The organism is Thalassospira profundimaris (assembly GCF_003326675.1).
Lineage (GTDB): Bacteria > Pseudomonadota > Alphaproteobacteria > Rhodospirillales > Thalassospiraceae > Thalassospira > Thalassospira aquimaris.
The window spans coordinates 361,261-374,227 of sequence record NZ_JPWF01000004.1; the positions used below are offsets into that span (position 1 = coordinate 361,261).

The 12,967-nt window shown below is 52.6% G+C and carries 12 protein-coding genes; 10 read left to right on the forward strand and 2 right to left on the reverse strand.

What is annotated here, in order from left to right; translation table 11 throughout:
• The first annotated feature begins 15 nt into the window (after positions 1-15).
• The 3 genes from flgG (at position 16) to flgH (ending at position 2,799) form a co-directional block, all read left to right on the forward strand.
• The gene (flgG, locus tag TH19_RS08245; RefSeq protein ID WP_114101838.1) at positions 16-801 is read left to right on the forward strand and encodes a flagellar basal-body rod protein FlgG; all 786 of its coding nucleotides are present in this window, start codon (positions 16-18) and stop codon (positions 799-801) included.
• A gap of 111 nt (positions 802-912) precedes the next feature.
• Positions 913-1,908, forward strand: a complete 996-nt coding sequence (gene flgA / locus TH19_RS08250; protein WP_114101839.1) for a flagellar basal body P-ring formation chaperone FlgA — start codon at positions 913-915, stop codon at positions 1,906-1,908.
• A 117-nt stretch (positions 1,909-2,025) separates the two neighbouring features.
• The gene (gene flgH / locus TH19_RS08255) at positions 2,026-2,799 is read left to right on the forward strand and encodes a flagellar basal body L-ring protein FlgH (RefSeq protein WP_114101840.1); all 774 of its coding nucleotides are present in this window, start codon (positions 2,026-2,028) and stop codon (positions 2,797-2,799) included.
• Between the two features lie 232 nt (positions 2,800-3,031).
• On the opposite strand, the gene dksA is transcribed toward flgH, so the two are convergent.
• Entirely contained in the window at positions 3,032-3,448 is a 417-nt protein-coding gene (dksA, locus tag TH19_RS08260) for an RNA polymerase-binding protein DksA (RefSeq protein ID WP_008890403.1), read from the reverse strand.
• 149 nt (positions 3,449-3,597) lie between these two features.
• Entirely contained in the window at positions 3,598-4,041 is a 444-nt protein-coding gene (locus TH19_RS08265) for a flagellar assembly protein FliX (RefSeq protein ID WP_114101841.1), read from the reverse strand.
• 377 nt (positions 4,042-4,418) lie between these two features.
• Between TH19_RS08265 and TH19_RS08270 the strand changes: the two genes are divergently transcribed.
• From TH19_RS08270 to TH19_RS08300, 7 genes are all read left to right on the forward strand, one after another.
• Positions 4,419-5,561 carry a flagellar basal body P-ring protein FlgI gene (locus TH19_RS08270; RefSeq protein WP_114101842.1) on the forward strand — a complete coding sequence of 381 codons (1,143 nt, stop codon included), beginning with the start codon at positions 4,419-4,421 and terminating at the stop codon, positions 5,559-5,561.
• Complete coding sequence (locus TH19_RS08275) at positions 5,561-5,908, forward strand: rod-binding protein (RefSeq protein ID WP_114101843.1); 348 nt, start codon at positions 5,561-5,563, stop codon at positions 5,906-5,908. Before TH19_RS08270 ends, TH19_RS08275 begins: the two co-directional genes overlap by 1 nt.
• A gap of 3 nt (positions 5,909-5,911) precedes the next feature.
• On the forward strand, positions 5,912-6,373 hold the full coding sequence (locus tag TH19_RS08280) for a hypothetical protein (protein WP_147250740.1): 462 nt from the start codon (positions 5,912-5,914) through the stop codon (positions 6,371-6,373).
• Positions 6,374-6,390: 17 nt separating this feature from the next.
• Entirely contained in the window at positions 6,391-8,799 is a 2,409-nt protein-coding gene (gene flgK, locus TH19_RS08285; protein ID WP_114101845.1) for a flagellar hook-associated protein FlgK, read from the forward strand.
• Positions 8,800-8,825: 26 nt separating this feature from the next.
• Positions 8,826-10,055 (forward strand): flagellin N-terminal helical domain-containing protein, encoded by a 1,230-nt coding sequence (locus TH19_RS08290; protein WP_114101846.1) that lies wholly within the window; start codon positions 8,826-8,828, stop codon positions 10,053-10,055.
• Between the two features lie 269 nt (positions 10,056-10,324).
• Positions 10,325-10,795, forward strand: a complete 471-nt coding sequence (fliW, locus tag TH19_RS08295) for a flagellar assembly protein FliW (protein ID WP_181846360.1) — start codon at positions 10,325-10,327, stop codon at positions 10,793-10,795.
• A gap of 109 nt (positions 10,796-10,904) precedes the next feature.
• The gene (locus TH19_RS08300) at positions 10,905-12,266 is read left to right on the forward strand and encodes a flagellin N-terminal helical domain-containing protein (RefSeq protein WP_114101848.1); all 1,362 of its coding nucleotides are present in this window, start codon (positions 10,905-10,907) and stop codon (positions 12,264-12,266) included.
• Positions 12,267-12,967: the final 701 nt, after the last annotated feature.

A 12,967-nucleotide genomic window follows, 5' to 3' on the forward strand; every position in this document is an offset into this window, starting at 1 on the left:
CGTAGGAGAAGACAAATGCGGTCACTTGATATCGGTGCTTTGGGGATGCAAGCACAGTCCACCAACGTGGACGTCACATCGCATAACATCGCCAACATGACCACGACCGGCTATAAACGCCAGCGCGCAGAATTCCAGGACTTGCTGTATCAGGATTTGCGTCGCGCAGGGTCGCCATCTTCTGATACCGGCACGATCGTTCCGACCGGTGTTCAGGTTGGCCTGGGTGTCAAAACCGCTGCCATCGGCCGCTATATGGGACAGGGCTCCCTTGTTTTGACCGAGAACGAACTTGATATCGCCATTCAGGGGCGCGGTTATCTTCAGATTGACCTGCCGAGCGGCGAAACCGCCTATACCCGTGACGGGACGCTTAAACTTGATGCGAACGGCTCGCTGGTTACCAAAGACGGTTATGCGGTTCAGCCGGGCATCACGGTTCCGAGCAACGCGACCTCTGTTACCATCAACACCAATGGCGAGGTGTTCGCAGAAATTGACGGTCAGGTGGCCTTGTCAAACCTTGGCCAGATTCAGCTGGCAACCTTCATCAACCCGCCGGGCCTTGATGCTCTTGGTGACAACCTGTTCCTTGAAACAGAGGCATCAGGTCAGGCCAACTCCGGCGCCCCTGGCGCTGTTGGTTACGGTACCGTTCAGCAGGGATATCTGGAATCTTCAAACGTCAACGTGGTTCAGGAAATCACCAACCTGATCAAGGCCCAGCGTGCTTACGAGATGAATTCCAAGTCGATCTCGACCACGGATGAAATGATGAGTGCGGTCAGCAACCTGCGTTAACCTTGCATTCATTTGAACCTGTTTTGTTTGCGCAAGTTGCGGTCTGAAGCATCGCACACTTGCGCAAACAGTATTTACGCGATGTATACCGTTCCGTGGTATAGTAGGCGCATGAAGATAAAAAAAATAATCCTCTCGCTCGCGATATTGTCGCTTGTCCTTCCGGTCGGGACTGCATCTGCGCAGTCCTCGAGGGGGAGCAGTTCGCGCAACAGTCAGCAGATTGATGCAAATATCCTGCTGAAGCCCGATGTGCTGGTCGAAGGGCAATATGTGACGCTTGGGGATGTATTTTCAGGCATTGACCCGCAACAGGCCGACATTGCCATTGCCCATTCTCCGCAACCGGGCAAACAGGTTGTGCTTGATTACCGCTGGCTTTACGGAATAGCACAGCGCCACAATGTTCCCTGGCGACCACGCACCACGGCCGATCAGGTTCTTGTGACCCGCGCCAGTCAGGTCATCACAATCGAAGAAATTCGCGATGCTGTTGAAATCGCACTGGTAGATCGCGGTATCCAGCGCCCCTTCACCGTCGATCTTTCAAGCGAGAATTTCCAGATCCATCTCGCGCTTGATGCACAAAGCACCATTGATATCACCGCAATTGAACTGAATTCCCGCACACAGCGCTTTGTCGCCAGCGTCACCACCGGCGCACAAACCGCCCAACAACGCACCTATCGGATCAGCGGCAAATATTACCCGCTATCCACCCTTCCGGTACTGGTCGAACCTGTCGCGCGCGGTCAAGTCATTCGACCCGACCAGGTGGAATATCGGGACTTCAGATCTGAACGTGTGCCGCCCGGGGCTATTCGCGATATCAATGACGTCATCGGCAAAGAGGTCGTCCGTGCCGGCACCCCTGACGAACCGTTGCTGTTTCGGGATCTGACCAGCCCTATTCTGGTTCGGCGCGGGGCCTTGGTCACCATTCGTCTGGTTACTGCAAACATGTCCCTTACCGCACGCGGCAAGGCACTTGAAAATGGCTCCAAGGGGGACGTGATCAGAGTGGTCAATCAAAGCAGCAACAAAACCATCCAGGTAGAAGTCGTCGCTGAAAATGAAGTCCGGGCACTTCCTGCCGTGTCACAATAATCCCGCCACGTCATACACAGCACACAACACCCAGAACCCGGCAAGCTTTTCCCATAACCACATTACACAACTGGCATGATCCTTGCGTAATTGACTGCAGGAACCCAGGAGGAACTCATGCCCGGTAAAAATACCCATATGTCATGGCGTCGTATCGCGCTCGTGACCGGATTGATTAGTGCGACAGCTCTGCTTTCGGGCTGCAATGCCATGAAACGTCTTTCAGAAGTCGGCGAACCGCCGAAACTGTCATCAATCGACAACCCGACCCAGTCCGAGAACTATCGACCGGTCAGCTTGCCGATGCCCGCACCGCAGATTGCCGAAAGCAACCCGAATTCGCTATGGCGTTCTGGTGCACGATCATTCTTCAAGGATCAGCGCGCCAATCAGGTTGGCGACATTCTGACCGTTGTTGTCGATATGTCTGACAGCGCGGCCCTTGCCAACACCACCACAAGATCACGCACCAACAGCGAAGATCTGGCCGTTCCCAACCTGTTTGGTTTGGAAGCAGAGTTCACCAAAGTTCTACCCGAAACCATTGACCCATCGTCAATGTTTGACATGAACAGCGCCACCTCGAACCGGGGCGCAGGATCTTTGGACCGTACCGAAGCCATCAACCTTCGCGTTGCAGCCATCGTTATTCAGGTTCTACCAAACGGAAACTATGTCATTCATGGCCGTCAGGAAATTCGCGTGAACAGCGAAGTCCGCGAAGTCCAGATTGCCGGTGTCATTCGTGCTGCCGATATCAGTTCAGCCAATGAAGTCGGATATGACAAGATTGCCGAGGCCCGCATTTCATATGGCGGTCGCGGAACGATTTCCGACGTCCAGCAGCCGCGCTATGGCAGCGAAGTTCTCGACATCATCCTGCCATTTTAAAGATATCTGCGTGATCTGATCCCGGGTTCCTGTTCATCAGATCACGCTATCCGTTCAAAAGACCGCCTTCGGGCGGTCTTTTTTATCATCTCTGCCATCAAAACAGGAAAAGCCCGGCCAAAAGGCCGGGCTTTTGAACTTGGTTATCCCTAACCAATAATCTCCCACTTCACCATGTCATTGCATGGCACGGGCCGTTTGACGGCACCTGATACTTTGACACCCGGCGCAATCAATCGTCGCGACGTGTGCGCTCCATCCGTTCGTGGCGTTCCTGGGCTTCAATGCTCAGGGTCGCGATTGGACGAGCTTCAAGTCTTTTCAAGCTGATCGGCTCGTCGGTTTCTTCGCAGTAACCATAAGATCCGTCTTCAATTCGACGCAAAGCAGCATCAATTTTTGAAATAAGCTTGCGCGCCCTGTCACGAGTACGAAGCTCAAGTGCCCTGTCCGTTTCAGCCGACGCGCGGTCGGTCAGGTCAGGTTCTTGCAGCCCGCCATCTTGCAGGTTCGCCAATGTTTCCGAAGATTCGTGCAAAAGTTCTGCCCGCCAGGTCAGAAGCTTCTGCCGGAAATATTCCCGCTGACGCGGGTTCATGAACTCTTCGTCCTCAGCAGGACGATAGTCAGGTGGTAATGTGATAGTCATGTATGCCCTCTATACAGGACTCATCGATCGCGCGGCAATATAGAGGGAGCCAGCGGGTGGTGCAAGCCGATTGAACAAATAAATCTTAAATCGCATTGAAACACGCAGGATACTGCGCTTTTCACGCCAAAACACCGAGGATTAAACGATTAGACCAGGCCCGAAACCTCAAGTTTCGCGAGCTCGATCCGTGCGCGCATGTCAATCTCGTCCAGAACAGCAGAAAGTTCAGGATCATCAATTGCTTCGCGCTGCTGATCCATAAGTCCGACCAGTTGCTTGAGACGCTGGCCCGACAGTGCCCCGCTCAGCAAACCGTCACGAACCGCTTCAAGCTGTTCGAGCATGCTTTTCGCCCGCAGAACTGCCGCCTTCTTTGGAGAGTCCAGGGCATCGCCGTTTTGCTGTAACGCCAAAAGCGCGTCCAGCGCACTGACACCACCCGCACTATGAACACCGACAGAACCACCTGCTTCACCAGAACTGTCAAGCGAACGCATGGTATCTGCAAATCCACCACCACCGGACGCGCCTGATGCTTTCTTGCGTGATGTTCCGCCTGCACCGGCAGCCTTGGAACCGCTAACCTTCATGACCCGTTTCCGCTTCGTTGTGGTACTATCGTTCAGTGACAGACTGCCCCAAGGCCCTCATCAGAGAGCCTCATGAAACAATAATGTCTGCCAAAACTGAATATCCCAGCTGACTATAATAACAAGAGTCTCCCTCAATCAGGGAAACCGCGCAACGGGAAAAAAATGCCGGGTATAAGGAAACGGCTGGTCAGAAACATCCCCATATTCACATCCAGGGGGCATCTGGCCGTAATTTCCGTGCAAGACGCTCAGACAATGCCCGGAATGCCTGACTTGGCACGATTTTCGCAAATTAGCTGACAAACGCGGTTGGCATCTTAAACCGCACCATTTGCCGGATGTTTTACATCCCATGTCAAAGCGGAACTGAGAATATGATCACAGGTCTTGGCAAAATAGCACGCAAAGCGACAATCGCAGTCGCCGTGGGAATGCTCGCCCTGACGCAGCTTGCCCCTGCACACGCCCAATCGCGTATCAAGGATATCGCAGATTTCGAAGGCGTGCGTGACAACATGCTGGTTGGTTATGGCCTTGTGGTTGGTTTGAACGGCACCGGCGATGATCTTGGCGATGCCGATTTTACCCGTCAAAGTCTTGTTGCAATGCTTGAACGACTTGGCATCAACGTCCGTGATCAGATCGACGATCTTGATTCCGATAACATTGCCGCGGTTATGGTGACTTCGACCCTCCCCCCATTCTCGCGTCAGGGATCGCGCATTGATGTCAGCATCAGCGCCATCGGCACTGCAGAAAGCCTTCAGGGCGGCACGCTTCTTGTCACACCGATGGTTGGTGCTGATGGTGAAGTTTACGCCGTTGCTCAGGGCAACCTTGCGGTTGGCGGATTTTCCGCGGGCGGCAATGCCGAGACTGTTGTCAAAGGCGTTCCGACATCTGCACGTATCGCCAATGGCGGAATTGTTGAACGCGAAATCGATTTCAATCTGAATTCCATGCAGGACATGTCTGTCGTGCTGCGCAATCCGGACTTCACCACTGCGCGCCGTGTCTCCGATGCAATTAATGCCTATCTGGGTGAAGTTGCCGCACGCCCCAGCGATCCTGGCACGGTTCGTCTGAACATTCCCGAGCGTTACAATCAGGATGTCGTTGCCCTGCTGACCGATATTGAACAGCTGCGCGTTGAACCTGACCAGATCGCCCGCGTCGTGATTGACGAAAATACCGGCACCATTGTCATGGGCGAGAATGTCCGCATCAACCGCGTCGCCATTGCCCAAGGCAACCTGACCATCCGGGTTACGGAATCCCAGCAGGTTTCACAGCCTTCACCGTTCTCACAAACCGGCACCACCCAAACCGTGGACCGCACCAATATTCAGGTCGACGAAGGCCAGGATAACAAGCTTGGCGTCATGGATGGCGGTGTCAGTCTTCAGGAACTGGTCAACGGCCTTAACAGCCTTGGCGTCGGCCCGCGCGACATGATCACGATCCTGCAGGCCATCAAGACGTCTGGGGCCTTGCAAGCCGAAATCGAGGTGATGTGATGCTGACAGACAGCTCAACCGCCCTGATGGCACAGGCCCAAGCTAACGCACAGTATGGCAAACAGAACAATCTTAGTGCCCGGGTAAATTCGCTTACCGATGGTCACATCAAGACCGAGGCGGAAGCCCGCAAAGCCGGCGAAGAATTTGAATCGATGTTTCTTGGCCAGATGCTGAGCCACATGTTTTCCGGGATCGAAACCAATGAAATGTTTGGCGGTGGTCACGGCGAAACCATGATGCGGTCCATGCTGGTTGATGAATATGCCAAAGAAATGACCCGCGCAGGTGGCATCGGAATTGCAGATGCTGTTACACGCGAAATCCTCAAGATCCAGGAGGGGTAAAAAATGACCACTCAAGAGTTGGTTACAGAACTGAAAAGCGTCACTTACGACCTCATGTCCCTACTGGAACGTGAAACCACCGGCCTGCGGTCGCTGTCTGCAGCGGAATATGAGCAGTTCCTGTCGGAAAAATCTGCCCTGTCGATGCAGTATGAGCAAATCGTCGTCAAACTGCGCGGCCGCGGTGAAGAGCTTCGCGCCATGTCCGAGGACGAGCGTGCTGAACTCCGTGAACTTCAGGCAGAGTTTCAGGAAGCCGCCCGCCGCAACATGCTGGTCCTGCAGGCCGCCAAAGCCACCAACGAACGCATGGTTCAGGCCATTGTCCGGGCTGTGAATGACAAGGCCAAGGATGATTGCACCACCTATAACCGCTCGGCCAAAACCAGCAAAGCCACACTTGGCGGTTATGGCCGCACGATGAATAAATCCGGCGGCGCATTCAGCGTCAACGAAACGCTTTAAGGGTAAAGGCGCGTATCATGTCACTGACCCAGGCACTCAATAGCGCAATTTCCGGCCTTAACACGGCCCAGGCACGCATTGCGATTACGTCTTCGAACATCTCGAACGTGAATACCGAAGGCTATTCGAAGAAAATTGCCGGACAGGAAACCCTGACGCTTGATGGTACGGGTGCCGGGTCACAGATTGCTGACATCTACCGCAATGTGAACGAGGGTCTTCTGCGCGAAGTCCGTGGCGAGCTTGGCAAAGCTGGTCGCGAACAGGTCCGTTATGAATTTTTCCATCGTATCCAGACCCTGTTTGGCACCACCCAGTCAGATGCGGCAATAAGCCAACGCATCAACGACCTGGCCGATGCTTTTGAACAGCTTGGCGTCACACCTGATCAGAACTCGCCCCGTATCGAAGCCATCGAAAGCGCCATTCAGGTTGTTGAATCCTTCGAGAAGCTTTCAAGCCAGCTTCAGGATATGCGTGATGACATCGACGATCAGATCACGGACGAAGTCACGACTGCCAACGCATTGCTTAGCCAGATTGCCGATCTGAATACCGGCATCATCCGCCTGAAAAACCTTGAACAGCCAACGACCGAACTTGAAGATCAGCGCGACCAGAAGCTGAACCAGCTTTCAAAAATCATCGATATTACGACCTTCTCGCGCAGTGACGGGTCGATCGTGATCTATTCGGCGGCAGGTGCAAACACCCTGCTTGATCGCACGCCAAACAATTTGACCTTTACCCAGACGGCTGGCTTTGAGCCGGGAACCGGGGGCTCGGGCCTCTCTCTTGGCGGTGTGGATATTACCGATACGCTGCGTTCGGGCACCATCAAGGGCCTGTTTGAAATGCGCGATTCTGAAATTCCGGCCATCAACGACCAGATCAACGAACTTGCCGGTGAATTGCGTGATGCCCTGAATGCCGAACACAACAAAGGCACGGCCTTCCCGCCGCCCACCAACCTTTCGGGCAACCGTATTGTTGCTGGCAGCGATCCCTTGACCGCTACTGGTGCATTTCGCGTCGCGGCCCTTGATGCAGACGGACAGCTGATTGCAACTGATAGCTGGGCTGATATCTCCTTACCAACAACACCTGCCACAGTTCAGGGGCTGGTTGATGCAATCAACAGTTCTGACGCGGGCGGATATCTGACCGCCTCGCTGGTTGACAACAAGCTTGTCATCGAAGGGCAGAACGGCAATCGCGTGTCCATCAACGAAATGGACAGCGAAATCACAACCAGTGATGGCCGCAAACAGGGCATGTCGCATTATTTTGGTCTCAATGACTTTATTGCGACCGTAAAACGCTCGGACACCATGACGTCTACAGCGCAAAGCAGCTCGACTACTGCGATTAATGCGACAGCCAGTTCCTTTACGATTTCTGCTGGTTCGGGCATCCTGGTCGGCGGCGTGACGGTAAACTATACCGCAACCGATTCACTTGAAGACATTCGCGACAATATCCGTACCGCCCTTCAGGGGGCAGGCATGACGGTCGCCGATTCAGAAGAAGCTGCCTTTATTGTTGAAGACGGCAATCGGTTCCGCCTTGTTCTTGAATACAGCGCGAATATGACGATCAATGATTCAGGCACACTGGCAACCAAGATCGGCCTGACCGAAGATCAGCCAACCCTGTCTGGCAATATGAGTGTCTCTGCCGCCATCCAGAACGATCCGTCACGTATTGTTCGCGGTCAACTTAACGCCGATACCTACGAAACATCAAATGCAGTCGTAAATCCCGATACAGCAATTCCTGGCCTTGTTCCACTCACCCCGCCACCACTGAGCCAAACCTTGACAGTCAGCGGTGCTTTCACCGATGTCACGATCAATTACGATAACGAGACAACACTGCAAGACGTCGCTGATGCCATCAACAATAGTGCCACACTGACGGACAATAACATTACGGCCAAAGTGGTTTTTGACAGTCAGATCGGCGGGTACAAACTTAGCATCACGGATGCCGATGGCGATGCATTCTATTTCAATGATAGCCGCTTACCCAACGCGGATTCCCTGACGACGATCCTCGGTCTCGGTATCAATTTCGGTGTTCACGAAGGTGACAACAGCGCAGCACTTTCGCTCAGCCATACCTTTGAACGTACCGATATTGACTTCGAAGCCACCGATGGCCTGTCCGGCGAACGGACGTCACTGACGGACTATGCAGCAGGTATCGTCGCGACGGCAGCAACCAAAACACAGGTTGCAGAAAGCACTTATGAATTCCAGTCCGGTCTGGTGACAGATCTGAGCACCCGCATCCAGAACGAGGCAGGCGTGAACCTTGATGAAGAGATGTCTGATCTTATCATCTTCCAGCGCGCCTATAGCGCATCAGCCCGTGTGATCTCCACGGTTGATGAATTGTTTGATGCATTGCTCAATGCAGTTTAAACTGCGACTTATGAAGTGAGGATATCATGGTATCTCGTGTCGCAACCTATACAAACCATACCTTGCTTTCGGATCTTGCGATCCGGAATGCGGCAAAGGTAACGGATTTGCAAAACCAGGCGTCGAGCGGTTATAAATCGCGCGATTATGCCGGTATTGCCGATAGCACACAGCGCCTATTGAATCTTGAAGGCGAATATACCCGCACCGAGCAATATCTGCGCAATACGACACAGGCCAAATTGCGTCTGCAAAGCATGGAAACGGCTGTTGACAGCATGCTGACCATCGCAACGCAGATGAAAACCCTTCTGATCCAGGCGAGCTCGGCACAACAGGCCGATGATGTGAACATCAAGGACGAAGCAGATCAGGCTTTGCAGCAGATTGCCAACTTGCTCAATACCAACCTTGATGGCCGGTTCCTGTTTGCTGGCGGGCGCTCAGAGGAGCCCGCTGTTGATCTTGAAAAGATCGGTGCGCCGAACAACTATATGAGTGACCTTGATGTCACCCTTACCGGTGGTACGACGCTGGCGGCACTCGGGGTTACAACCGGCCAGTTGCAAATTGTCAGCACCGACGTTGATGGCAACAGCGTTACCACCAACGTCAACTACAACGCCGCAACGGACGATATCGACGATATCCTTGATGCCATCAACAGCGTCACGACCAACGGAGCAATCGCTTCCTTGCGTGGCTTTGGTGGCAGCGGCAATCCGGTACTGAATATCGAGAATGTCGGTAACGGTACCATCACCATCACCGAAAGTGGTGCGGGCGATTTCCTCACTAAACTTGGTATGGAAAAGATTCCAAACCCGCGCCCCGACGCCGACTATTATGATGGCGACCAGCAAATTCTCGAAGTTCGTGTGGACGAACAATACAACGTGTCTTACGGCATTCTGGCCGACAACCCGACCTTCCAGAAACTTATTCAGGGTCTTGGAATTGCTGCGGGTACGGAAAACCAGGATGCAATGACAGTTGCACTTGGCTTCATCAACGACGCCATCAACGAATTGCCAAACATTCAGGGCCAGATCGGCCTTGATATTTCAAACGTCGAACGCTTTGAAACCCGTCATCAGGACTTCAAAGTTTTTGCTGCACAGGCAATCAGTGACATTGAAACCGTTGATGTGCCTTTGACGCTTGCAGAACTGTCGCAATATGAAACAGCCCTGCAGGCAAGTTTTATTGCGATCTCGCGAGCCTCGGATTTATCTTTGGCTAACTATTTGCGTTGATTATTCTTGGGAACAAACCCCATCAATATGTTTGTGGTTGTCGGTCGGATTGATCGAATTCGCATGGATTACAATGTCGCAAGACATTGAAAGATAGCACTCTTTAAGCTATTCTGAATTCTGCATTCGTATAAATCTGATAATGTACCGCAAAGATATTTGTGGGGTTTGTTTTTAGATATTTAATTGCTTCTTTAACTGTTTTGTCCACTTAATAGCCCATTACGTGCAAACGGACAGAACCTTTCGACCGTCGGAGTAGTATGGGAATGGATACCGAAAACGTCGCCGAAAACGGAACCCCTGAATCCGTCACTGTGGAAACACGCTTTGGCGATATCGAATTCAGCTGGGACAAGGGCATCTATATGCCGGTCGGCTTGCTTGGCTTTCCCGAGCATCATGTCTTCGGGCTGGCAAACATCCCCAACACATCACTTGATCAGTTCAAACTGTATCAAAGCCTGACCGACGCCAACCTGTCCTTTATTGTCGCGCCCTACAATATGGAAAGCGGCGTTTACGCGGAAAAAGACTTGTCGAATGCCCAGAAAAGCCTGGCGATTGACCCCGCCGACATGGCCATTCTGATGGTTGTTACCATTCGCAGCGCACCGGGCGGACAAGGCATTACCATGTCGACCAATCTGCGCGCGCCTATTCTTGTTGATACCGGCCGTCAAGTCGCATGGCAGCATATTCTGCCGAACGAAAAGTACTCTGTGCAGCACGACCTGTAATTTTTGCCTAGTTAATTTGGCACGTACATTGCTTTGATGTCCCGCATGGCAATGTAGCCGAAGGCTTGAATGGCTGAGCCATTCTGTCTTATCCGTGTAGGAGGAAAAAATGGCTCTCAATATCATTTCCAACTATGCAGCGAACGTCGCCCATCGAAACCTGACAGCGTCGGACACGATGGCGACCCGGTCGCTTGCAAAGCTTTCTTCTGGTACCCGCGTTGTTTCCGCGCGTGATGATGCCGCATCCATGGCGATCGGCGCACGCTTGAATGCAACCACGCAGGCCCTGAAAACCGCCACTGTCAACGTTGGTCAGGCGAACTCGATGCTTCAGATCGCCGATGGCGGCATGGCAACCATCGATGATATCCTCGTTCGCATGAAAACGCTGTCGGTTCAGGCATCATCGGGCAACCTGTCCGACACCGAACGTGGATTCCTGAACGACGAATTTGTTCAGTTGCGCGATGAAATCGACCGTATTGCATCATCAACCAACTTCAACGGCATTCAGCTGCTTGGCGATGGTGGTGACGTTGCCCTTGATTTCACCGACCTTGCCGCCACCGGCACCGGTCGCGGCCTTGTTCCGGTGAACGGCTTTGACAGCATTGCCATCACCGACAACAACTATTGGGCAACTGACGCGGATGCGCCGCTGGCCCCGGATGTCACGGACAACAGCTTCCAGGTCAACATTAACGAGATTGCAGGTGGCCAGGTCATTATGACCGTTACCGCAACCATTGACGGTGCTGTCAACCGCACCCAATCGATTGATGTCACGGATTATGCCGCAACCGGCGGCACCACCGCGATTAGTGCTGGTGAAAATGCATCAATCAACTTTGATGAACTCGGTTTGACCTTTGCCGTAAACACCAACTTCTCGGCATCTATCGACTTCGTCATTGCCGGCGCAGCGGGTGCTAACGACTTTGGCACCAGCACGAACTTCAATGGCTCGGGTCTGGACTCATCGCTTGGTAACGTGGTCACGATTGCCGCCGATAACGGCCAAACCCTTCAAGAAACTGTCGACTTCCAGGTTGGCGCTGGCAATACGGCCAATGACCGTCTGGCGATCGAATTCTCGGCAGTTGATTCCGCAACCCTTGGCTCTGGCTCTGGCGGCACTGAAACCTCAATTGCCGACCTTGGCGCAAACGCCATTGATACCGCTGCCAACGCACAGGCCGCAGTTGAAGTTGTGACCCGCGCGATTGATGACTTGCAGCGTGCTCGTGCGAATATCGGTACCTATCAGAACCGTCTGGACTTTGCTGGTCAGAACCTTGCTTCCACGCAGGAAAACACTGAATCAGCGCGTTCCACCCTGCTGGATCTGGATGTCGCGGCCGAAATGACGTCCTTCACCTCCAAGCAGATTCTGGTTCAGTCGGGCGTTGCCATGCTCGCACAGGCAAACCAGATGCCGCAGAACCTTCTGCGTCTGTTGCAAGGCTAATAACAGTCACGACCTAATATCTGACACCGAAAAGAGGCAACTTTCGAGCTGCCTCTTTTTTTGTGTGCGCCTTCCCTCGTCCGCAATGTTTAGTTCGATCTTTGCACCTGTTGCCAAAGGCAGAGAAGCAGGAAGCAGGAAGCAGGAAGCAGGAAGCAACCTTTCGCAAAAGCGCGCCAAAACAAATGCCCGATGCGTTTCGTTTGCGCAGAACATTTTTGCCCGTCAAACGACTGAAAACAGGCCCATTTCTCCACGCTTCTCCAGCAATTATAATAAGATCAAATTGTTTAAAACAGGCGACCTTCGGGTCGCCTTTCTTATTCCCGTTAACCAAACTTTTTAGATACCGCTCAGGTCTACGAACCTGATAACAGACGTTACAATTAACCACCCAGATCCCTCCCACCTTCACACTCCAACGGATTCGCTAGAGTCGCAGACTAATTCATTGAAATATATTACAAAATCACTCTAAATAGCCTATTCTTTCGATGAATATTCCCTGGCATCCTCCATCTTAAGAATAGCTTTTCATAAGAAAATCTAAATTTACGCAGCCATTTATGGACTCATAAGCGTATTACGGCCACAGTACGACCACTGGTAATATTTTAAGTTGTTCACGGAGAACTTCTTGATACTAGTCGCGCCAGTAATTTGTTCTTCAATTCCAAGTAGGAAGATGAAAAATGGCTCTC

Excerpts from the sequence above, each read along its gene's own strand:
- TH19_RS08280 (WP_147250740.1), top strand. The coding sequence starts at position 5,912 with ATGACCACTCAAGAGTTGGTTACAGAACTGAAAAGCGTCACTTACGAC.
- TH19_RS08300 (WP_114101848.1), top strand. The coding sequence starts at position 10,905 with ATGGCTCTCAATATCATTTCCAACTATGCAGCGAACGTCGCCCATCGA.
- TH19_RS08265 (WP_114101841.1), bottom strand. The coding sequence starts at position 4,041 with ATGAAGGTTAGCGGTTCCAAGGCTGCCGGTGCAGGCGGAACATCACGC.
- fliW (WP_181846360.1), top strand. The coding sequence starts at position 10,325 with ATGGATACCGAAAACGTCGCCGAAAACGGAACCCCTGAATCCGTCACT.
- TH19_RS08270 (WP_114101842.1), top strand. The coding sequence starts at position 4,419 with ATGATCACAGGTCTTGGCAAAATAGCACGCAAAGCGACAATCGCAGTC.
- dksA (WP_008890403.1), bottom strand. The coding sequence starts at position 3,448 with ATGACTATCACATTACCACCTGACTATCGTCCTGCTGAGGACGAAGAG.
- flgG (WP_114101838.1), top strand. The coding sequence starts at position 16 with ATGCGGTCACTTGATATCGGTGCTTTGGGGATGCAAGCACAGTCCACC.
- flgA (WP_114101839.1), top strand. The coding sequence starts at position 913 with ATGAAGATAAAAAAAATAATCCTCTCGCTCGCGATATTGTCGCTTGTC.
- flgH (WP_114101840.1), top strand. The coding sequence starts at position 2,026 with ATGCCCGGTAAAAATACCCATATGTCATGGCGTCGTATCGCGCTCGTG.
- flgK (WP_114101845.1), top strand. The coding sequence starts at position 6,391 with ATGTCACTGACCCAGGCACTCAATAGCGCAATTTCCGGCCTTAACACG.
- TH19_RS08290 (WP_114101846.1), top strand. The coding sequence starts at position 8,826 with ATGGTATCTCGTGTCGCAACCTATACAAACCATACCTTGCTTTCGGAT.
- TH19_RS08275 (WP_114101843.1), top strand. The coding sequence starts at position 5,561 with ATGCTGACAGACAGCTCAACCGCCCTGATGGCACAGGCCCAAGCTAAC.